Below are 21,684 nucleotides of genomic sequence, written 5' to 3'. Positions count from 1 at the left end.
AGCTATTGACGGTCGTCACTGGCTGTCAGTACCGTGGTGCGGGCAGCGAGAAAGCGCTTTCCGACCCCTCACCGTCCGACAGGGAGCGCCCCCATGCCCCGACACCTCCGTGCGTTCTGCCTGATCCTGCTCGCCATCGCCACAGTGGTGAGCACCACCACCGCCCTGCCCGCCGAGGCCGCCCCGCGCTTCCGGGTGTTGGTCTTCTCCAAGATCACCAACTTCTACCACGACTCGATCCCGGCCGGCATCGCAGCGATCCAGCAGCTCGGCGCCGCCCACAACTTCGAGGTCGTCGCCACCACCGACGCGGCGGCCTTCACCGACGCCAACCTCGCCACCTTCGACGCTCTCGTGTTCAACAACACCAACAGTCTCCCGACCTCGGGTGCCCTGCTCAACGCCAGCCAGCGGGCCGCGTTGCAGACGTTCATCCGCAACGGCGGTGGTTGGGCCGGCCTGCACGCCGCGTCGGCCAGCGAACGTGACTGGCCCTGGTACGAGGGCCTGGTCGGCACGATCTTCGACTACCACCCCGACTTCTCGTCCACCGGCGGCACCTTCCCCGGCCGGGTCAAGGTGCTCGACCGGGCGCACCCCTCCACGCGCAACCTGCCGGAGCTCTGGGAGCAGAGCGAGGAGTGGTACAACTGGCGGACCAACCCGACCGGCAACGTGCACACCCTCGCCCAGATCAAGGTGCACGACGGGATCAACGGCCTGGACGAGGGCGTCGACCACGCGTACTCCTGGTGTCAGCGCTACGACGGCGGCCGGTCCTGGTTCACCGCAGGCGGGCACGCCAGCTCCCAGTTCAGCACCCCGACCTTCCTGGAGCACCTGCGCTACGGCATCGAGTGGGCGGCCGGCGCGGTCGCCGGTGACTGCTCGGCCACCAAGACCAGCAACTTCGAACGGGTGGGGCTGGTCACCGAGAACCTGGCCGACCCCTTCGAGCTGGCCGTCGGCCCGGACCGGAAGGTCTACTACATCCAACGCACCGGCGCGCTGAAGGTGGTCAACTCCGACACCCTCCAGGTCACCACGCTGCTGGACTTCGCGTACACCTCGGCGATGACCGACCAGTCCGACGGGCTGCTCGGGATGACCCTGGACCGCAACTTCGCCAGCAACGGCTGGATCTACCTGCTCTGGTCGGACAAGACCCTCAAACAGCTCAACCTGTCCCGGTTCACTGTCGCCAACAACAGCGTCGCGCTCTCCTCGGAGAAACGCCTGCTGACCGTCCCCACCTACCGGGGTGAGGGCCGGGCCAACTCGCACATGGGCGGGTCGCTGGCCATGGACGCCGCCGGTCGGCTCTACGCGGCGATCGGTGACAACACCGACCCGTTCGCCTCCAGCGGCTACACCCCGGTCGACGAGCGCGCCGGCCGCGCGGCCTGGGACGCCCAGGGCACCGCCGGCAACACCAACGACCTACGCGGCAAGATCCTGCGGATCACCCCACAGTCCGACGGTACGTACACGGTGCCCAGCGGCAACCTCTTCCCGGCCGGCACCGCGAGGACCCGGCCGGAGATCTACGCGATGGGCATGCGCAACCCGTTCCGGATCACCGTCGAACCGCAGACCAACGCGGTGCTGGTGGCCGACTACGGTCCGGACGCCCGCGCCGCCGACCCCAACCGCGGTCCGGAGGGGACTGTCGAGTTCAACCGGATCACCAGCGCCGCCAACTTCGGATGGCCGTACTGCGTGGGCAACAACATCCCGTTCAACGACTACAACTTCGCCGCCAACACCTCGGGGGCGAAGTTCAACTGCGCCGCACCGGTGAACAACTCACCCAACAACACCGGCCTGACCACCCTGCCGGCGGCGAAGTCCGCGCTGGTCTGGTACGCGTACTCCGCCTCCACCCAGTTCCCCGAGCTGGGCACCGGCGGTGGCGGGCCGATGAGCGGCCCGGTCTACGACTACGACCCGGCCAACACCCGCACCACGAAGTTCCCCGAGTACTTCGAGGGCAAGTGGATCACCTATGAGCTGACCCGCAGGTGGTTCAAGACGCTGTCGATCCACAAGACGGCGCAGACCTTCAGCAACACGCGCTTCGGCCCGACCGCCGTGGGTGACCTCCAGTCGATCAACGGGATCTTCGGCAACATGAGCTGGATCCAGCCCTTCGAGGCGGAGTTCGGCCCGGACGGTTCGCTCTACGTCATCGACTTCGGCGAGGGCACCGGCAGCGGTCGCGGCGGCAGCAACGCCGGCGCGGGCATCTACCGGATCGACTACGTCGCCAACGGGCGGCCACCGACCGCGAAGATCGCCGCCACCCCGGACACCGGACGTACGCCGCTCGCTGTGACGTTCTCCTCGGCCGGGTCGTCCGCCGGTGACGGGTCGGCGCTCAGCTACGCCTGGGACTTCACAAACGACGGCAGCACCGACTCCACCGCCGCCAACCCGAGCCACACCTACTCCACGGCCGGGAAGCACACCGCCCGGCTGACAGTGCGCAACAGCGGCAACGGGTTGACCGCCACAGCGGTCACCGACGTGGTGGTCGGCAACACCCGACCGACGGTGACCATCACAGTGCCCGACGGCGGGTTCTTCGACTTCGGCGACAAGATCCCGTACACGGTGACGGTCACCGACCCGGAGGAGAGCGCCATCGACTGCGCCAAGGTGACAGTGCAGACGCAGCTCGGCCACGACTCGCACGCCCACCCGCTGGACGTCTACACCGGTTGCTCCGGGCTGCTCGCCACCGAGGCGGACGCCGGTGACGGCCACGGGCCGGGGCAGAACCTCTACACCCTGATCACCGCGCAGTACACCGACGGTGGCGCGGCCGGCGGCGTACCGGCGCTGACCGGCTCGACCCGCGTCCAGTTGCAGCCCAAGAGCAAGGAGGCCGAGCACTTCAGCGCCCAGTCCGGCGTCACCGTCAACGACCGGGCCACCGCCCGCGCCGGCAAGCGGCTCGGCGAAGTCGACCACAACGACTGGGTGGCGTTCGGGCCGGCGGACCTGCGCAACGTCGGCTCGGTGACGCTCGGGGTGACCAACGGCGGGCTCGGCGGCACCATCGAACTGCGCACCGGCTCGCCCACCGGCACGCTGATCGGCACGGCCACCATCGGCTCCACCGGCGGGTGGGACAACCTGGTCTCCCCCACCGTCACGCTGACCAACAAGCCCACCGGCACGACCACCCTGTACGCGAAGTTCGTCAACGCCGCCCAGGTCAACGGCACCCCGGACCTGCTCGCCCTCGACTGGCTGCGGTTCAACGGCGCCGGGGTCAAACAGGAGCCGAGCGGGACGTTGTCCCTGGCCGCCAACCCGACCGGCGGCACCGCACCGCTGACCACCACGCTCACCGCCACGGCGACGGCGCCGTCCGGGCAGAGCATCACCGACTACGCGTGGGACTTCGGCGACAACAGCGCCATCACGCACGGATCGACACTACGGTCGACGGCGCACAGCTACCCCCGCAAGGGGACCTACACCGCCCGGGTGACGGTCACCTACACCAGCGGGGAGACCCGCTCGCTCAACCTCACCATCACTGTCACCTGACCGTCGGGCGACGGCGGGCGGGGGTCAACCCCGTCCGCCGCCGCTCGGCAGGGCGTGCCGCGTCGCAGCCGGGCCTTCAGGGGAGGGTGACCTCGGCCTCGGACAGGAGCTTCCGCACGTTCGCGCCGTGCGCGGCGGCCTGGTCGTGCAGGCGGGCGGCGGGCCCGGGGCCCCACAGCCGGGCGGCCAACTGCCGGTACTCCGGGAGCTTGGGCATCTTGCTGTCCAGACGGAACAGGATGGCCAGCGGGCGGCGGCGCCACCAACGGCTGATCCAGTCGACCGGCTGCGTCACCAGCAGGGCGCCGTAACTGGTCGGCAAGGTCGGGGCGGCGGCCACCTTGACCGCCTTCTCCGTCAGGTTGAGCATCTCGGTCACCGAGACCGCCTCGCGTCGCGGGCCGCTCGCCTCCTCCAGCAGGGTTCGGTAGCGGGCCAGCAGTCTGCGACGCTCGCGGATCGTGTCGGCGGCCTGCAACTCGGCCTTGAAGTCACCGAAGTAGCGGCGGTAACCGCTGAACTCGTCTCGGACCCGGAGCAACTGCTCGGGAATGTCCCTGAGACGGGACGCGCGGGACAGCACGAGCGCGGCGATCGGCGGGATCGGGATCGTCGACATGGCCGTCCACTCGGCGACGACGTCGCCTCCGGTGAGCGGCTCCTCGAGCGATTCGGCGATCTTGTCGTACAGCTGGCGCGGCAGCGACCGGTAGGTCTTCTGCAGGGTGCCGGCGACGAACGGCACGCGATCGAAGTCCGGGAAGTAGTCGAGGCCGTGCGCGGCGGCCACGACCAGGTAGCCGTTGCCCCGGTGCATCCGGTCCTTGACCAAGGCGTCACCCGCGCTGGCAAAGCCGCCGAGCCCGTCGACCTGGGCGAGGAGGTTGTTCAGGCCGGTCGTGTAGTCCAGGCCGACCACCGCGCCGGTCTCGCCGGCAGCCGACGGGTCGTCGCCGTCGCCGTCAGTGACCCGCTTCGCGAGTTCGTCGGGCAGTCGCAGCGCGACCCGGCGGAGTTCGTCGCGCGACAGAGTCGGCGCAAACGTCCGGTACAGCCCCTCGCGAGCGAGCCGGCTGCTGAGGCCACTGACGTACTCGCCCGAGGCGCCCAGTGCCTCCATGCGGTCGAGGAGAACCGTGGCCTCGCAGAGCGAGCAGAGATCGAGGAACCTGGGGAGGGTCAGTGCCTCCGGCCGGGACAGGACGCCACTGGCGTTGGCCACCAGCGTCTGCGTCACCAGCGCCACATTCTGATCGTTCCCGGCCACGGCACCCATTCTAGGATCGACCCATGATGCTGGGATCGACGGGTGTCGAGGTGATCGAGTTCGCCGGAACAGATCTCTGCGCCGTCCGCGAGCTGGTGGCGGGCGGCCAGATCGTCCTGCTCCGCGACGAGGTGCCCGCCGACCACAAAACGGATCGGTGGCCGCGGGACATCGTCGAGTCGGTCGGCGAGTGCGCCGCGGTGCCACTGTCTGGTCTCACCGGCGAGGGCGGGCCGCGCTACCCGCTGGTGATCGGGCAACGCGAGAGCATCCGTTACCTGTGCTCCTATGCCGACCGGGTGCCGCCGCCATTTCCGTACGAGGCCCGGCCGGTGGTGACCGACTACCGCGAGTTCCGGGACCTGTGGGTGGCCGAGCCGGGCCGGTTCACGCCGGACACGGACGGCTACGCCATCGGCCACACCCTGGCGCGCCTGCACTCCCTCAAGATCCTGCACGGCGACGCGCATCGCGGCAACTGGCTGTTCGACCACGAGGGCCGGGCGCTGGTGGCCGACCCGAGGCCGGCGTTTCTCCACTGCCCGCCGAGCCCGGAGCAGTGCGCTACCGACATTCGCCCGCTGCTGCCCGCCCTGGACTCGAACGGCTGGATCAGCTTCCGGCTCAGCTACCGCAAGACCTGGCCGGAAGAGGGCCGGGTGATCGACCTGATCCAGCTCACCGACCTGACCGGCTGGGCTGCCGCGTTCCGGATGCGGGACTACGAGCGGGCCGCCGAGCTGATGGGCCGCCAGCTCACCGGCGAGTGCACCCCGATCGTGCGCGTCATGCTGCTCGCCAACCGGGCGATGGCGCGCAGCCGCATCGGCCGCCACGACGACGCGTTGCGGGACATCCTCGACGCCGCCCGGTTGGCGAAGGAACGCAGCCCACACGTCGCCAACGGACTAGGGATCGCCCTGGCCGTCGTGTGGTGCGACCAGGGCGACCGGGCGGCGGCACTGGAGGCGTTGTCGAGGGTGACCGGGCAACCCGAACAGTTGCTCGCCAGGCTGGAGCCGGGCGACACGCAGCTCCCGATCATGAATATGTGAGCCCACCGCCGGTGCCAAGGGCGATCAGTCGGCCGCAGCCTCAGGTGCTGCGGCAAGGCTGCCATGTGCTGCCCACCTCCGGTCGACAAAGCCGTGGACGATGGCTGTCGTACCAGTGTGTGAGGGTTCGGGACATGGCGACTTTCGTTCTGATCCATGGCGGCGGGGGCAGCGCCTGGGACTGGCATCTCCTTGTCCCCGAGCTGACCAGCCGCGGCCACGACGTGGTCGTACCGGAACTGCCGATCGAGGACAGATCCGCAGGGTTCGCCGAGTTCTGCCAGACGGTCGTCGACGCGATCGGCGACCGGGGCGACCTCGTGGTCGTCGGGCACTCCTACGGTGCGTTCACCGCGCCGCTCATCGCCGACAAGCTGCCGGTGCGACTACTCGTCCTGCTCACACCAATGGTCCCCAAGCCCGGTGAAAGGCCCGGTGACTGGTGGGCCAACACCGGTTACCGCAGCGCCGAGGGGCTCGCTGAGGAGCAGCAGTTCTACAACGGTGTCCCGGCCGAGATCATCGCGGATGCAGCATCACACAGCCGGGACCAGGTCAGCGCGGAGGGCGACGAGCCGTGGCCCCTGGACGCCTGGCCAGACGTGCCGACGACGGTGCTCCTCGCACGCGAGGACCAGTTCTTCCCGGCGGACTTCCAGCGCCGGGTTGCCGCCGACCGACTCGGCGTCGTCCCGGACGAGATCGACGGTGGGCACTGCGTGTCACTCAGCCACCCGAAGCAACTCGCCGACCGCCTCACCGCTTACCCGCTGCCCTGAAGGCATGACCACGGCGTCACCGTCCGAGCCCGGTCTCCGGCTACCTGACCGGCGCCACCCTTCAGATGGGAAGGTGGCAGGTACGACCGGCAGCCGCCGCAACGTCGTGGGTGACGAAGCAACGGTGGGGCGGTGCACGTCGGCACCGCCCCACCGATCATGAACGGTTACTGCCAGGAACTCTGTTGGGTGTAGACGAGGTTGCCGGGGACCACAGTGCCGTTGGTGCTGTACTCGGTGTACGCCCAGAAGTCACCCTCGGCCAGCGGCTTGTTCGGCTTCAGCGTGAAGTTGAAGCCTTGACCGCGCTCCGAGGTGGAGGGCAGTGTGAGGGTGGCACCCGAATACTTGGCGTTACGGCCGATGATGGCGTGGCCCAGCTCGAAGTCGACGACGGGACCACCTGGGTACTGTGCGAACACGTACGCGGTGTAGCGCCCCGGCTCGGGCAGGAACTTGTACGCCTGCTCGGCGCTGGTCCAGAACCTGTCACTGCTGTAGACGAGGGTGTCGCCCTTGTACAGGTAGAGATCGAGGTTCGTGTTCGGATCGGCGGTGTTGGCCTCGACGACAATGCCGGCGGTGTTCGCCGGCACCGTGAAGTCGACCTTCTTCACTCCGGTGGCGCTCGGGTCGAACACTCCTCCGTAGACGCCGGCCGGCATCGAGTACGACGTGCGCCGCATCGGGGTGTAACCGGTGCTGCGACCGACGAGCGGGCCGGTGAAGCCCGGCTGGACCATGCCGAAGGCGCCGTTGGCCATCCGGGCGAACTCCTCGCCGTCGTCTGCGTACGGCCGGGCCGCGATGCCCCACGGACGGGCGGCGACCGGTATCCGGGCGCTGTGCGCCTTACCCTGCCAGGTGATCGACCCGGTCACGTACCGGTCCCAGGGGGCGCTGCCCCGACGCAGCGTGATGGTGACCGTCGCGGACTTGCCGGGCGCCAGGGTCACCGATGCCGGCGACACGGTGACCTTCATGCCGGGCAGACCGGACACGGACGAACGGTAGGTCTCCCGCGCCTTGCCCACGTTGGTCAGGGTGCGGGTGAGGGTCACCGGGCGGGTCCCGTCGTACTCGCGCAACGAGATGGCCGGCAGGTTGAGTGCCTTGCCGTCGGGCTCGGTCGTCTCGCTGAACTCGATCAGCTCCGCCGCCGTGGGCTCGATGACCAGTCCCGGGTCGGTGGCCCGGGGCAGATTGATGAAGCCGCTGCCCTGTTCCAGGGGGTTGCTGGTGCCGACGGTGTCGGTGGCGGTGGTGCGCAGCGCGGAGGCGACCGCGCCAGGTGACCAGTCCGGGTGGGTGGCGCGCAGGATCGCCGCCGCCCCGGCCACGTACGGCGAGGCCATCGAGGTGCCGGAGTACGCGTCGTACTGTCGCCCGAAGTTGCCCGCTGGTGAGACCGCGGCGATGATGTTCGACCCGGGCGCGACCAGGTCCGGCTTGAAGACGCCGAGGGTCACCTTGTCCGGGCCGGTGGAGGAGAAGTCCGCCACGCTCGGTATGCCCGGGACGCTGGAGCCGTCACCGCCGGTGCGCAACGACACGGTCGCGTCGGTGGGGTGGCGCATCAGGTAGTTGAACAGCGTGCCGGCCTGCTTCTCGGTCGGCAGGTAGACCACCGGGAAGTTGAAGATGGAGTTGATCCGGTAGTTGCCGACCGGGTCGAACACCACCATCGCCGCCCCGCCCTTGGCCTTGATCTCGGCGGCGGAGCCGAACATGTCGGACAGCGCGCAGGCAACCACCTTGCCCTTGATCTTGGCGGGGTCCAGGCTGCCGGGCTCGCAGTAGACCGCGCCCAGATCGGGCGAGCCGGCCTGTTCGCCGAAGACCAGCGACCGTGCGCCACCGCCGGGCAGGGCGTCCAGCGAGCCCCCGACCAGCTTCGTGCCGTCGCCCAGCTTGGCGGTGGCCTCGTCGAGCTTGGTCACCGCCGCGCCGACAGTGGTCACCCAGGGTGCCGCGTTGCTGATGGCTCCACTCACGATGCCGGTGTTGCCGGCTGACGCCGCGACGAAGACCCCGGCCAGCGAGGCGTTGAGGAACGCCACGCCGATGGGGGTGTTGGCCTCCCAGTCGCCGAGCTGCGAGCCGATCGAGAAGTTCAGCACCTGCACGCCGTCGGCGACGGCCGCGTCGATGCCGGCGATGATGTCGGCGTCGTAGCCCATGCCACCCCAGAGCACCTTGTAGACGGCGATCTGGGCATCCGGCGCCACCCCGGTGACGGGACCGAAGCGGCGACCGTCGATCGTGACGTTCGAGATCGGCAGGCCGGCCGCCGTGGAGGCGGTGTGGGTGCCGTGCCCGGACGCGTCGCGGGGGGACAGGAACTCGCCCTCGGGCACCGAGCCACCGCCGGCGAGCCACGAGTCGGCGAAGTACCGGGCACCGACGATCTTGCCGTTGCAGTGCTCGGCCACGAAGGCCACACCGGCCTGGCAGGTGCCGTGCCAGTTCGCGGGAGCGGGCATCTTCTTGGCGAACGACGCGCTCTCCGGCCAGATGCCGGTGTCCAGGACGCCGATCACCATGCCCGCGCCCGTGCCGGGGCCGGGCTTGGCCGGCCGGCCGGAGCGGTCCGTCGGCGCCGACTGGTCCGCGTCACTCGGGGTGGCGGGCGTCGGGTTGGCGGCGGTCGCCGTGGTCGCTGTGGGCGGCGCCGAGGGAGTGCCGAGGGCCCGCGAGGCGGTGACGGCTCGGACGCGCCTGTCCGCCCGCAACGTGCTCACCTGCTGGGTGGTCAGCTTCGCCGAGAACCCGTTGAAGGCGGTGGTGTAGACGGCGTTGACAGTGACCCCGGCCGCGGCGGCGACGGAGCCCCGCTGCGTGTCGAGGTGCCGGCGGTACGCCTGCGACGGCGTCGACGTCACGTCCAGCCGGTTACCCGCCGCCGGGCGGGTCCGGGCCAGACCGGACACCCCACCGGTGTACGTGGTCAACGGGTCCTCGGCTAACTCGACGACGTACATGCCGGAGCCGGTCTCGTCGACGGCTGCCTTCGGCGTGGCCGCACGGTCGCCGCCGGGTCGGCGGTCCGCCCCGTCGGTCAGGGTGACCTTCTTGTCGGACCCGGCGGTGAAGTAGCCGGCGCCACTGCCGTTACCCGACGACCCCGCGGGTGCCGCCGCCGCCGTTCCCGCTACACCGGTGGGGCCGGTGATCAGCGCGACGACCAGCGTAGGTATCGCCAGTCTTCGCAGCCTGTTTCCGCTCGTGCCTGTAGCCACGAGGCTCCTTTCGGTTGCTCCCTTGTGGAGCGTTTCTCATCGATCGCGACCCGCACTGGGAGCGCTCCCCCACCCAAGTCCACGACGGTTAATCGAAGATTTGCGCGGTGTTACGGATCACTGGTGCGTATAAGATCACAACGCCTCGGCGATGCCGCCCAGCCCCACGAGTCGGCTCCGCCACCGCTGAGGCGCGCGCACCGGTCAGCCGCAGGCCGCGTGATCATCTAGTATCAGCGGCCACCTGGCGTACGACATGGGGGTTCGGTGGCATGTGGTCATTCATCAAGCGGTCAAAGGCCCCGGCACTGGACCCGACCTACGGTGACCCGCACCGGAAGGCCCTGATCCGGGCGTTGGAGAAGCGCAGGTGGAAGTTCGCCCGGGAACTGCTCACCATGGCCGCCGATCCGGACGAGATGGCCTTCCTCATGGAAGCGGTCGGCGGGGTCGACGGGATCCAGGACTGGATCGGCGACTGGATCGACGCCGAGCCCGAGTCGACGCTGCCCGTGCTGGTCGCCGGTTGTCACGCGGTGCACTGGGCGTGGGAGGCACGTGGCGGCAAGCGGGCCAAGTACACCGCCGCTGCCCAGTTCAAGGCGTTCCACGAGCGGTTGCACTACGCCGAGGCGATGTTGGAGAAGGTGCTCGCCCAGGAACCCGACAACGTCACCGCACGAGCCTGGCTGGTCACCAGCGCCCGGGGCCTGGGCATCGGGGCGGCGGAGGCTCAGCAACGCTTCGAGGCGGTGACGCGACTCCACCCGGGGCACGTGGTCGCGCACGAGCAGCGGTTGCAGTATCTGTGTAAGAAGTGGTCCGGCAGCCACGAGGAGATGTTCGACTTCGCGCGGAGCGCCGCCGCGGCGGCCGGGCCCAACAGCCTCCTGCACGAACTGGTGGCCGTCGCCCACTTCGAGAGGTGGGAGGCCACCGACGTAGAAGAGGGCAACGCGTACTTCGACTCGGACGAGGTCCGCGCCGAGCTTCTCACCGCCGCGGAAAACTCGATCTTCCACCCGGATTACGTTCCCGCCGGTCCCGGCTGGGCGCCACGGCTGGCGATCTTCGCGCTGACCTTCGAACTGGCCGAGGAGTTCGATGCGGCCGCGCACGTGTTCGCGTTGCTCGACGGGATGGTCACCGAGTGGCCGTGGTCGGTCCTCGGCGACCCGGTCGAGAAGTTCACCGCCTCCCGCGACTGGGTGGCCACGAACCGGAGCGACTAGCTAGAGCACGTCTGCGCGTCGCCGCCAGAGCACAGTGCACGCCGCGGCCAGGGCCAGCCCGAGCAGCGGGGCGACACCCACCCCGGCAAGCGTGCAGGCCACCGCGAGCAGCGCCGGCGGCATCCAGCACCAGGCGGGCACGGTACGCGGGACACGACCGCGCCGACGGGCCGCCGCTTCCACTGCCATCGGCACCACCAGCACCGGTAACGCGGCGGCCAGCAGGGTCAGCCAGGGCAGCACCAGGCGGTCGAACCGCGCCACCGCCAACATGCCGCCGAGCACCGCGACGAGCAGCATCGCCGCCCGCGCCGGCAGGCGGGGAGCCAGACCACGCAACGCCAGGGAACCGGAGTACGTGGTGGTCAGCGCCGCCGCGAAGACCGCCACCGCGACGAACAGATTCGCGTACGCGGCCAGCCCCGAGCCGGTGGCGAGTAGCGCGACCACGTCGGCCGAGCCGGTCCGCAGCCACAGGCCGGCCCCGGCGAGCACCCCGAGCAGCGCCGGCCCGATCAGCAGCCCCACGCACCAGGCCAGGTCCCGCCTTCGGGACAGGCCCACGCTGAAGTCCGGTGCGCGCAGCGCGAACACGGCCGCGTACCCGATCAGCGCGGCGGCGTCGGCGAGCCCGCCGCCGCCGAGGCGGACCGGTGCACCGGGTGGTGGCAGCACTGTCAGGCACCAGCCGACCAGCACCACCGCGCTGAGCGTGGTGACCACCGCGACCCGGTTGCCGAGCCGGGCCGGCGCCCAGGAGACGGCGAGGACCGCCACCTCCAGCAGTACCGGCCCGGCCCAGCCCGGCAGGTGGGTCAACGCGGCCAGCGAGGCCCCGCCGAGCCCGACGTTGAACCCGTTCCAACCGATCATCGACACGGCCAGAACCGCCGCCAGCAGCAGCCGCGAGGTGTCCCCCAGGTACGCGGGCAGCACCGCGGTCAACGTCCCGCCGTCGCCGAGCGGCCGGCGCAGCCCGATCCGGCCCTGCCCCCAGAGCAGGGCCGTCATCAGCGCCCCGCCGACCAGCAGCCCGGCCACCGGCACCGCGCCGCCATGTCGGGCGGCCATCGCCGCGCCGAGCACCAGCGTGGCGGGTGCGGTGCCGATGCCCAGCCAGGCGCCGACCGCCGCCGTCCACCGCCGTTCCGAGACGTCAGGCAACGTGGCGCAGGTAGCCGGCGATCGCCGCGTCGAGCACCTCCGCGCCCGGACGCGCCCACACCTCGGCGGAGAAGACCTCCACCTCGATCGGGCCGACGTAGCCAGCCGCGTCCACCGCCTCGCGCAGCCGACGCAGCTCGATGCAGCCGTCACCGGGCAACGCCCGGCCGAGCAGCACCCCCTCGGGCAGCGGGGTCACCCAGTCGCAGACCTGGAACGCGGCGATCCGGGCGGCGGCCCGCGCGATCTGCGCGTACACCGTGTCGTCCCACCAGACGTGGTACGCGTCGACGACCACGCCGACCACCGCCGGGTCGAACCGCTCGGCGATGTCCAGCGCCTGGTTGAGGGTGGCGATCACGCACCGGTCGGCGGCGAACATCGGGTGCAGCGGCTCGATGGCCAGCCGTACCCCGGCCGCCTCGGCGTGCGGGGCCAGCTCGCCGATCGCGTCGGCGACCCGACGCCGCGCGCCGTCGACGTCCCGGCTGCCGGCCGGCAGCCCACCGGAGACCAGCACCAGCTCCGGAGCGCCGAGGGCGGCGGCCTCCTCGATGGCCCGCAGGTTCTCCGCGCGCCAGTCGTCGGCGGAGAAGAACCCGCCCCGGCACAGCGACGTGACGGCGAGACCGGCGTCGCGGACCAGTTTCGCCGAGCGGGCCAACCCGTACTCGGCCACCGGCTCCCGCCACAGGCCGATGCCCGGTACACCGGCCGCGACGCACCCGGCCACCACCTCGGGCAGCGGCCAGCGCTGGGCGGTGGCCTGGTTGAACGAGAAGCGCCGCAGCCCGTCGGCGCTGCCGACCGTGAGTTCGCCGCTCACTGGGCCACCCCCGCCACGGTGAACAGCGCTCGGGCGCGGGCGGCGGCCAGGTCGGCGTCGGGCAGCAGCCCGGCCGCGTCGGCCAGGGTGAGCAGCGTGGCCAGGTGCGCCGGGGACCGACCGGACTGGGCGCCACCGACCATCGTGAAATGGTCCTGGTGCCCGGCCAACCAGGCCAGGAACACGATCCCCGTCTTGTAGTGCCAGGTCGGCGCCGCGAACAGGTGCCGGGCCAGCGGCACGGTGGGCCCGAAGATCTCGTCGTACGCCGTCAGGTCGCCCCGATCCAGGGCGGCCAGCGCGGCGGCGGCGGCCGGCGCGATGGCCGCGAACACCCCGAGCAGCGCGTCGGAGTGGCCCACCTCGTCACCCCGGATCAGCTCCGGGTAGTGGAAGTCGTCACCGGTGTAGAGGCGTACCCCGGCCGGCAGGCGGCGGCGCAACGCGACCTCCCGGTCGGCGTCCAACAGCGACACCTTGATTCCATCCACTGTGGACTGGTGCGCCTTGATCAGCTCGATCACCGTGTCAGCGGCCAGGTCGAGGTCGACAGCACCCCAGTAGCCGGTCAACGCCGGGTCGAACATCGGACCCAGCCAGTGCAGCACCACCGGTTCGTCGGCGGCGCTCAGCAGCTCGTCGTACACCCGCAGGTAGTCCTCCGGGCCGCGTGCGGCGGCGGCCAGGTGCCGGCTGCACATCAGCACCGGCCGGGCGCCGGCGGCGCGGACGTCGTCGAGCTGCTCGGCGTACGCGGCGGTGACCGCCGCCAGCGTGGCCGGGCCGACCGGCATCTGGTCGGTGCCGACCCCGGCGACGATCCGCCCGCCGACCGCGCGGGCCTCGGCGGCGCTGCGCCGGATCAGCTCCCGGGTGGCCGGATAGTCCAGCCCCATCCCCCGCTGGGCGGTGTCCATCGCCTCGGCGACCCCCAGCCCGTACGACCAGAGATGCCGCCGGAAGGCGAGGGTGGTGTCCCAGTCCACCGTCGCCGGGGCGCCCGGCACGTTCTCCGCGCCCGGATCGGCGACGACGTGCGCGGCGGCGTACGCGATCCGGCTGCTCGCCGGCGCGGCCGGTCGGGTGAAGCCGCTCCCGCCGGCGATCCGGTGCCGCCGTCCACCGGGCAGCACCACCTCGGCGCTCATGAGCGCAGCTCCGGCACCTCGATGCGGCCACCCTCGCGGGCGGAGCGCAGCCCCAGCTCGGCGAGCTGCACGCCGCGCGCGCCGGCGAGGAAGTCCCACCGGAACGGCTCGCCGGCCACCACGTGCCGCAGGTACGCCTCCCACTGCACCTTGAAGCCGTTGTCGAACTCCTCGTTGTCGGGCACCTCGGCCCACTGGGCGCGGAAGTCCTCGGTGGCCGGCAGGTCCGGGTTCCACACCGGCTTCGGGGTGACCGCCCGGTGCTGCACCCGGCAGTTGCGCAGGCCGGCGATCGCGCTGCCCTCCGTGCCGTCGACCTGGAACTCCACCAGCTCGTCGCGGTAGACCCGCACCGCCCAGGACGAGTTGATCTGCGCGATCACCCCGCCGTCGAGTTCGAAAGTGGCGTACGCGGCGTCGTCGGCGGTGGCCGCGTACGGGCGACCGGCCTCGTCGACCCGTTCGGGCACGTGGGTGGCGGTCACACAGGAGACGGCCGTGACCCGGCCGAACAGCTCCTCCAGCACGTAGTGCCAGTGCGGGAACATGTCGACCACGATGCCGCCGCCGTCCTCGCTCCGGTAGTTCCACGACGGCCGCTGAGCGGCTTGCCAGTCGCCCTCGAAGACCCAGTACCCGAACTCGCCGCGTACCGACAGGATCCGGCCGAAGAAGCCGCCGTCGATGAGGCGCTTGAGCTTGCGCAGACCGGGCAGGAAGAGCTTGTCCTGCACGACACCGGTGCGGACGCCGGCCGCGTCCGCCGCCCGGGCCAGGTCGAGGGCCGCCGCAGTGTCCTCGGCCAGCGGCTTCTCCGTGTAGATGTGCTTGCCGGCCTCGATGGCCTGCCGGATCGCCTTCTCCCGTTGCTGGGTTACCTGCGCGTCGAAGTAGATCTCGACGTCGTCGCGGGCCAGCGCGGAGGTCAGGTCGGTGGTCCAGTCGGTCAGCCCGTGCCGCTCGGCGAGTTCCCGGAGCTTCGTCTCGTTGCGCCCGACCAGAACCGGTTCCGGCCAGATGGTGGTGCCGTCGGCCAACGCCACACCGCCGGATTCGCGGATGGCCAGCAGCGACCGGACGAGGTGCTGCCGGTAGCCCATCCGTCCGGTCACGCCGTTGACGATGATGCCGATCGACCTGCGGGTCATGGTGTTCCTTCCGTCGTGCTGGTCGTGCCGATCCGCGCTCAGTGGTTGGCGGCCGCGCTGCCGAGCAACCCACGCAGGTCGGTGGCGAGCCGGTCGAAGCGGGGATCCGACATCACCTGCGCGTAGTCGCGGTGCGCCGGCAGCTCGACCGGGAAGGTGCGGATGATCCGGCCGGGCCGGGGACTCATCACCACGACCCGGGTGCCGAGGAAGACCGCCTCGGCGATGGAGTGGGTGACCAGCACCACTGTGGTCCCGGTCTCCCGCCAGATCCGGTGCAGTTCGGCGTTCATCTGCTCGCGGGTCAGTGCGTCCAGGGCGCCGAACGGTTCGTCCATGAGCAGCACCGGCGGGGAGTGCAGCAGCGCGCGGCAGAGCGCCACCCGCTGCTGCATGCCGCCGGACAGCTCGTGTGGCAGCGCCTTCTCGAAGCCGGTCAGGCCGGTCATCTCGATCAGCTCGTCGGCGCGGCGGGCCGCCTGCGCCCGGTCCATGCCGCGCATCTCGGCCTGGAGCAGGATGTTGGCCCGCGCACCGCGCCACTCCAGCAACGCGGCCTTCTGGAAGACGAAGCCGATCTCCTTCTGCGGGCCGCGCACCGGGCGCTCCAGCAGCGACACGTCACCGCTGGTCGGCTTGACCAATCCCGCGACGATCTTCAGGAGGGTGGACTTGCCGCAGCCGGACGGGCCGACGATCGTGACGAACTCGCCCGGCTCGATGTCGAGCGACACGTCGTCCAACGCTGTGGTCTGCGACCGTCGGGTGGTGAACCGGACGGTCAGCCCGGACATCCCGATGGCGGTGCCGGTGGCTGCCGGCGCGGTGGTCACCGGGTCACCCCTGCGCCGCGTACGAGGAGTCCCAGTACGCGCTGGGCGCTCCCGGGTCCTTCAGCTCGGCGTAGCGGGACATCAGGTCGATGGTCTCGGTCCACTGGGCCTCGGTGTTCACCCCGGGCGGGCCGTCCGCGCCGATCAGCGGCATGTTGAGCGTGAGCTGCTTGGTGAGCACCTCGGGCGCCGGCTCGTTCTCGGCCAGAGCCGTCATCGCGCTCACCGCGCCGGCCGGGTCCCGGGCGGCGTCGGCCCAGGACTTTTGGGTGGCCCGGACGAACTTGCGGACCAGCTCCGGGTCCTTCTGCAGGGTCTGGGTGTTGGCGATCAGGCCGGTGCCGAGCAGGTTCATCCCGTAGTCGGCGAAGAGCAGCACGTCGACCTTCTTGCCCGTCTTGCTCTCGATGGTGGGGGCCTGGTCGTGGAAGAAACCCATGATGGCGTCGACCTTGCCCTCGGCCAGGGCGGCGATCTTGCCGGCGGCGTCGACGTTGACCACCTTGACGTCGTCCTTCTTGAGGCCGTTCTTCTCCAGCCAGGCCGGGAAGGTCGCGTAGAGGGCGTCGCCGGGAGTGCCGCCGACGGTCTTGCCCTTGAGGTCGGCCGGGGTCTTGATGTTCTCCTCGGTGAAGAACTCCACCGAGGAGGGACCCTTCTCCAGGTACGCGCCGAGGCTGCGTACCGGCATGCCGCTGGCCACCGACTTGAGCAGCACCGGGCTGTCCGCCCAACCGAAGTCGGTCTGCTTCTGGGCGACCTGCTTGACGGTGTTGCCCGAGCCGTTGCCGGGCAGGATCTTCAGGTCGATGCCCTCGGCGGAGTAGTAACCCTTCTGCAGGCCGTAGTAGAAGGGCGCGTGCTCGCCGTAGGGCACCCAGTTGAGGGTGAGGGTGACCTGCTTGCTGCCGTCGGCGTTGGTGCTGCCGCCGGGGTCGTCCCCACCGCAGCCGGTGGCGGCGAGGAGCAGGGCGGCGGTGGCCAGGATGGTGGTGGCGGTGCGTTTCATCGGTGCCTCCGTGATGGGGTCGGTCAGGAGGTGGTGAGGGACACGCCGGCTCGGCGGCTGGCGTGCCACGGAATGAGCAGTGCCTCGGCGATCTCGACCAGGACGAACAGGACGATGCCGATGGCCGACATCAGGATCAGGTCGGCGAACAGCAGTGGGGCGTCGAGGTTGCCGTTGGCCAGCAACAGGACGTAGCCGAGCCCTTCGCTGGCGCCGACGAACTCACCGACCACGGCACCGACCACGGCGAGGGTGACGGCCACCTTCAGGCCGGCCATCAGGTGCGGCAACGCGTTCGGGAAGCGGATCTTGCGGAAGGTGCGCCACGGCCCGGCGCCCATCGTGGCGGCGAGGTCGAGCAGCTCCGGGTCGGTGGAGCGCAGCCCGGCCACGCCGGAGATGACCACCGGGAAGAACGCGATGAGCACCGCCAGGATGATCTTCGGGGTGAGGCCGAGGCCGAACCAGACCACCAGCAGCGGCGCGATGGCGATCTTCGGAATGACCTGTGCGAACAGGACGATCGGGTAGAGCGCCTTGTCCAGCGTGCGGGAGTAGGCGATGGCGACCGCCGTGACCAGACCCAACGCGGCGGCCAGCACGAAGCCGAGCACCGTCTCGTAGAGGGTCACCAGGGTGTGCCGGGCCAGCTCGGACCACTGGGTGGTCATCGTCTCCCACACCTGGCCGGGGGTGGGCACCAGGTAGTTCGGGACGTACTCGCGGGCCGCCACGAACCACCAGGCGGCGAAGAAGACGGCGAGCACAAGCGCCGGGCGCCAGAGCGAGTCGGCGAAGGTCACCGCCCGGCGACCGAGCGTGCGACGTGGTGGACGCGCGCCGTCGGGCGGCGCTTTAACCACAGTGGACGGAGACCGGCCGTCGACGGCATGGGGGGCACCGGGGGTGGGAGCGGCTGCCTGCGCACCGCTCGCCTCGTCGGCGGCGGCCTGCCGGCCCGCCGTGTCCAAAGAGTTCTCGGTCACGCGGAACCTCCTCGGGGCCCGGCACGACGCCCAGGGACCGGGCCGGTCGGCGGATCAGGCAAACGCTTTCCTGGAGCGTAGGCGGCACCCTCACGCCGGGCAAGGCCTTTCCTCGATCTGTTTCCACCGATGCCTCACCGCCCGACGGGTGTCCCGAAGGGACGCTCAGCCGGCCGCCGGGTAGGTGTCGAGGAGGCCACACATGCCCAACCGGCCCCGCTCGACCGGCTCGTTCACCGCGTACACGCCGGCGTCGCCCAGGTGGCCGGGATCCCCCCGCTCCAGGGCGTCGAGCTGCGCGGCGGTGTCGGCGGCGGCACGGCCCGCGCCGGCCTCCCACCGCTGCCGCCACCGCGCCAGCAGCGGCTGGCGCAGGGCTACCGCGGCGGCGTGGAACGCGGCCAGCGCCGCCGGCCCACCGGAGCGCAGCGCCTGGAAGCCGGTCACCGCCAGATCCCGACGGCGGTACGCGGCGTGCACGTCCGCACCCGGCGCTCCCCCGTCGGGCAACGCCGCCGCGGCGGCGTACACGGCCGGGTCGGCCAGCACCTCGGGTGGGAAGGTCAGCACCGCGTCGCCGGCCTCCGGCAGGCCGCTGTTCTGCATCAGCACCACGATGCTCAGCCCGCCGGTGTTGACCAGGCGGTGCACGGTGCCCGGCTCGAACCAGACCACCACCCCCGGCCGCAGCGACGTCTCCCGGTACCCGGCAGTGGTGAGGGTCTGCACCGCACCCTCGCCGCCGGTCACCACGTACCCCTCGGTGCAGCACAGGTGCACGTGCGGGGTGCCGCCGACCAGACCGTCCGGGGCCACCGTGTCGTAGACGCGCAGCCGGGACACCCCGACCCCGCCGGGCAGCGGCGCCGACCGATCACGCATCGAAGTACTCGTCGGTGTCGTCAGCGGCCGGCAATGACACCAGCAGCACTGTGAGGTCGCCGATGGCCCGGTGCCGGCAGCCCGGCTTGATCAGGAACGCGGACATCGGCCGAGCCGGGTGACGGACCCCGTCCAGCTCGATCTCGCCCTCACCGGCGAGCACGACGTAGTACTCGGTGGCGATCCGGTGGTGGTGCGTCACCGCGTCCTGCACCTGGAGCAGATGCACGCTGGCCTGGCCCTCGCTCTCGGCGATGAAACCCCGGCGGGTGGTCCCACACGAACAGCGCCGGGCGGGAAGGTCATCAAGTTGAAGTACCGCGAAGCGTTCGGACACGGCCGGGCCTCCCTGCGGGAAAGGGCTTTCTCTGCGGTACGGTGACGCTAGCCGGCACGACGAAACGCCGTCAACAGATCGAGGGGGCGGGCCATGGCGACCCTGTCCGATGTGGCCCGCCGGGCGGGCGTCTCACCCGCCACCGCCTCCCGCGTCATCAACGGCAGCAGCAAGCCGGTCACCGACGAGCTGCGCGAACGGGTGCTCGCCGCCGTCGCCGAGCTGCAGTACGTGCCGAACGCGCACGCCCAACTGCTGGCCCGCTCGCACCGCAGCGCGGTCGGCGTGATCGTGCACGACGTCTCCGACCCGTACTTCGCCGAGATCACCCGAGGGCTGCAACGGGTCGCCACCGACCAGGGCCGGCTGCTGATGATCTGCAACAGCTACCGGGACCCGGACCGCGAGCTGGAGTACGTGGAGCTGCTGCGCGGCCACCAGGTGGCGGCGCTGATACTGGCCGGCTCGGGCTACCACGACGAGGCGTTCACCCGGCAGCTCAACGAGAAGCTCGCCGCGTACGAGGCCACCGGCGGGCGGGTGGCGGTGATCGGCCGGCACGAGCACTCCGGCGACGCGGTGATGCCGGACAACCGGACCGGCGGCTACCTCGCCGGGCAGGAGTTGTGCGGTCTGGGGCACCGGGCGATCGGCGTGGTCGCCGGCCCGCGCATCCTGACCACCACCACCGACCGGCTCGCCGGGCTTCGGCAGGCTCTCACCGAGCAGGGCCGCGAGCTGCCCGAACGGCGCATCCGGTACGCCGAGTTCGACCGCGACGGCGGCGCCGAGGCCACCGCTCGACTGCTCGACGCCGACCCGGAGCTGACCGCGATCGTGGCGCTCAACGACTCGATGGCCATCGGCGCGCTCGCCACCCTGCGCGCGCGGGGGTTGGCAGTGCCGCAGCAGATCTCGGTGCTGGGTTTCGATGACATGCCGATCGCCCGGGACGTGACCCCAGCCTTGACCACCGTGCGGCTGCCCCTTGTCGACATGGGTGTGCGGGCGATGTCCCTGGTGCTCGGCGTCGGGGCCCCGACGCCCCGGGTCGAGGTGCTCCCCGCCGAGCTGGTCCGCCGCGACACCGCCGGTCCCGTCCCACTGTCCACCCGCGCCACAGCGGGTTCCGCGCCACGCGCACGGCGAGGTGACAGCACGTCGTGACCGGTGCCAGCCCGACCCAGCGGCCCCTCACGCGAGCCGATGTGGCGTACCTGGTCGGTGCGTCGTTCGGGCCGGGCACCCGGGTCCGGGACGCCGGTCCGCTAACCGGCGGCGGGTACGCCACGGTCTGGTGGGCGCTGCTCGACGACGACAGTCGGGTGGTGCTGAAGCTGGCGCCGCCGGCCGGAACGCCGCTGCTGCGCTACGAGCGCGGGCTCTGCGCCGCCGAGGAGCGGTACTTCCGGCTCGTCGCGCAGCGGGCGCCGCAGGTGCCCGTCCCCGCGGTGCTGCGGTGCGGCGCCGACCCGGCGTACGGCGAGTGGTTGGTCACCGCGATGCTGCCCGGCCGGTCGCTGTCCGACCTGGCCGAGGCCGGGGTCGCGGTCGACGACGGCCCGGCGCGCTACGACCTCGGGGTGACCCTCGCCGCGTTGCACCGGGTGACCGGTGAGCGGTTCGGGTACGACGGCGACCGGGCCGCCGGGCCGACCTGGCGGGCAGCGTTCACCGCGATGCTCGACGACCTCCTGGCCGACGCGGCCGACTGGGACGTCCGACTGCCGGTGACCCCGGAGCACCTGCGTGCGCTGGTGGGGCGGCACGCCGACGTGCTCGACGAGGTACGCCGCCCGGCGCTGCTGCACTTCGACTGCTGGGACGGCAACGTGCTGGCGGCGCCCGACGGGGACGGCCGGTTGCGGCTGCGCGGCCTGGTGGACGGCGAGCGGTTCCTCTACGGCGACCCGCTGCTGGACCTGGTCTCGCCGCTGCTCTTCCGACGGGTCGAGGACGAGCCGGAGCACCCCCTGCTGCGCGGCTATCAGGCCAACGCAGCCGAACCCCTGGTGCTGAACGCCTCGGCACGCCGCCGGCTCGGTCTCTACCGGTTGCACCTGTACCTGCTGATGACTGTGGAGATGCCCAGCCGCGGGATGACCGCGCGCAGTCATCCCGGGCGGTCCGCCCGGCTGGCGGCGCTGCTCGACGAGGAGCTGGCCGCGCTCGCCTCGGGCTGACGACCCGGCGCGGGTGCCGCCCGGGCGCGTGGTCGGAC

Annotated in this window: 17 protein-coding genes; 6 read left to right on the top strand and 11 right to left on the bottom strand. The window is 71.2% G+C overall.

The annotated features are described in order from the left end of the window. Positions 1-93: 93 nt before the first annotated feature. Positions 94-3,558, top strand: coding sequence for a ThuA domain-containing protein (locus tag KBX08_RS08830; RefSeq protein WP_210782258.1), 3,465 nt, complete (start codon positions 94-96; stop codon positions 3,556-3,558). Between the two features lie 76 nt (positions 3,559-3,634). Here KBX08_RS08830 and KBX08_RS08825 read toward each other — a convergent pair whose 3' ends face one another. Further along, positions 3,635-4,825 (bottom strand): hypothetical protein, encoded by a 1,191-nt coding sequence (locus KBX08_RS08825; protein ID WP_210782256.1) that lies wholly within the window; start codon positions 4,823-4,825, stop codon positions 3,635-3,637. Between the two features lie 23 nt (positions 4,826-4,848). On the opposite strand from KBX08_RS08825, the gene KBX08_RS08820 reads away from it, so the two are divergent. Together KBX08_RS08820 and KBX08_RS08815 are read left to right on the top strand one after the other, a co-directional pair. Continuing rightward, a complete protein-coding gene (locus KBX08_RS08820) occupies positions 4,849-5,880 on the top strand; it encodes a hypothetical protein (RefSeq protein WP_210782254.1) in 1,032 nt (343 codons plus the stop codon). Positions 5,881-6,014: 134 nt separating this feature from the next. After that, positions 6,015-6,659, top strand: coding sequence for an alpha/beta fold hydrolase (locus KBX08_RS08815; protein ID WP_210782252.1), 645 nt, complete (start codon positions 6,015-6,017; stop codon positions 6,657-6,659). A 167-nt stretch (positions 6,660-6,826) separates the two neighbouring features. Here KBX08_RS08815 and KBX08_RS34390 read toward each other — a convergent pair whose 3' ends face one another. Beyond that, positions 6,827-9,898, bottom strand: a complete 3,072-nt coding sequence (locus tag KBX08_RS34390) for a S8 family serine peptidase (protein WP_210782250.1) — start codon at positions 9,896-9,898, stop codon at positions 6,827-6,829. A gap of 272 nt (positions 9,899-10,170) precedes the next feature. On the opposite strand from KBX08_RS34390, the gene KBX08_RS08805 reads away from it, so the two are divergent. Then, positions 10,171-11,130 carry a DUF4034 domain-containing protein gene (locus tag KBX08_RS08805; RefSeq protein ID WP_210782247.1) on the top strand — a complete coding sequence of 320 codons (960 nt, stop codon included), beginning with the start codon at positions 10,171-10,173 and terminating at the stop codon, positions 11,128-11,130. Here the strand turns inward: KBX08_RS08805 and KBX08_RS08800 are convergent, their stop codons facing one another. From KBX08_RS08800 to KBX08_RS08760, 9 genes are all read right to left on the bottom strand, one after another. After that, the gene (locus tag KBX08_RS08800) at positions 11,131-12,294 is read right to left on the bottom strand and encodes a hypothetical protein (RefSeq protein WP_210782245.1); all 1,164 of its coding nucleotides are present in this window, start codon (positions 12,292-12,294) and stop codon (positions 11,131-11,133) included. It lies immediately after the preceding gene. Next, on the bottom strand, positions 12,287-13,120 hold the full coding sequence (locus tag KBX08_RS08795; protein WP_238688743.1) for a sugar phosphate isomerase/epimerase: 834 nt from the start codon (positions 13,118-13,120) through the stop codon (positions 12,287-12,289). Before KBX08_RS08795 ends, KBX08_RS08800 begins: the two co-directional genes overlap by 8 nt. After that, positions 13,117-14,268 (bottom strand): dihydrodipicolinate synthase family protein, encoded by a 1,152-nt coding sequence (locus KBX08_RS08790; RefSeq protein ID WP_210782241.1) that lies wholly within the window; start codon positions 14,266-14,268, stop codon positions 13,117-13,119. Before KBX08_RS08790 ends, KBX08_RS08795 begins: the two co-directional genes overlap by 4 nt. Further along, the gene (locus KBX08_RS08785) at positions 14,265-15,416 is read right to left on the bottom strand and encodes a Gfo/Idh/MocA family protein (RefSeq protein WP_210782239.1); all 1,152 of its coding nucleotides are present in this window, start codon (positions 15,414-15,416) and stop codon (positions 14,265-14,267) included. The genes KBX08_RS08790 and KBX08_RS08785 overlap by 4 nt, the downstream gene beginning before the upstream one ends. 38 nt (positions 15,417-15,454) lie before the next feature. Next, complete coding sequence (locus KBX08_RS08780) at positions 15,455-16,210, bottom strand: ABC transporter ATP-binding protein (protein WP_247669117.1); 756 nt, start codon at positions 16,208-16,210, stop codon at positions 15,455-15,457. Positions 16,211-16,253: 43 nt separating this feature from the next. Then, positions 16,254-17,258, bottom strand: a complete 1,005-nt coding sequence (locus KBX08_RS08775; RefSeq protein WP_210782234.1) for an ABC transporter substrate-binding protein — start codon at positions 17,256-17,258, stop codon at positions 16,254-16,256. A gap of 23 nt (positions 17,259-17,281) precedes the next feature. Next, on the bottom strand, positions 17,282-18,244 hold the full coding sequence (locus tag KBX08_RS08770) for an ABC transporter permease (protein WP_210782232.1): 963 nt from the start codon (positions 18,242-18,244) through the stop codon (positions 17,282-17,284). A 165-nt stretch (positions 18,245-18,409) separates the two neighbouring features. Then, the gene (locus tag KBX08_RS08765; protein ID WP_210782230.1) at positions 18,410-19,126 is read right to left on the bottom strand and encodes a cupin domain-containing protein; all 717 of its coding nucleotides are present in this window, start codon (positions 19,124-19,126) and stop codon (positions 18,410-18,412) included. Continuing rightward, complete coding sequence (locus tag KBX08_RS08760; RefSeq protein ID WP_210782228.1) at positions 19,119-19,463, bottom strand: cupin domain-containing protein; 345 nt, start codon at positions 19,461-19,463, stop codon at positions 19,119-19,121. The genes KBX08_RS08765 and KBX08_RS08760 overlap by 8 nt, the downstream gene beginning before the upstream one ends. Before the next feature lie 93 nt (positions 19,464-19,556). Between KBX08_RS08760 and KBX08_RS08755 the strand changes: the two genes are divergently transcribed. Both KBX08_RS08755 and KBX08_RS08750 read left to right on the top strand, forming a co-directional pair. Then, positions 19,557-20,630 carry a LacI family DNA-binding transcriptional regulator gene (locus KBX08_RS08755; RefSeq protein WP_210782226.1) on the top strand — a complete coding sequence of 358 codons (1,074 nt, stop codon included), beginning with the start codon at positions 19,557-19,559 and terminating at the stop codon, positions 20,628-20,630. Further along, positions 20,627-21,646: a phosphotransferase family protein gene (locus tag KBX08_RS08750; RefSeq protein ID WP_210782224.1), complete on the top strand. Its 1,020-nt coding sequence runs from the start codon at positions 20,627-20,629 to the stop codon at positions 21,644-21,646. Before KBX08_RS08755 ends, KBX08_RS08750 begins: the two co-directional genes overlap by 4 nt. Positions 21,647-21,684: the final 38 nt, after the last annotated feature.

This window comes from Micromonospora sp. H61 (assembly GCF_018070325.1).
In the GTDB taxonomy this organism is placed as follows: Bacteria; Actinomycetota; Actinomycetes; order Mycobacteriales; family Micromonosporaceae; genus Micromonospora; species Micromonospora salmantinae.
This window is presented reverse-complemented; position numbering and strand designations above follow the sequence as displayed.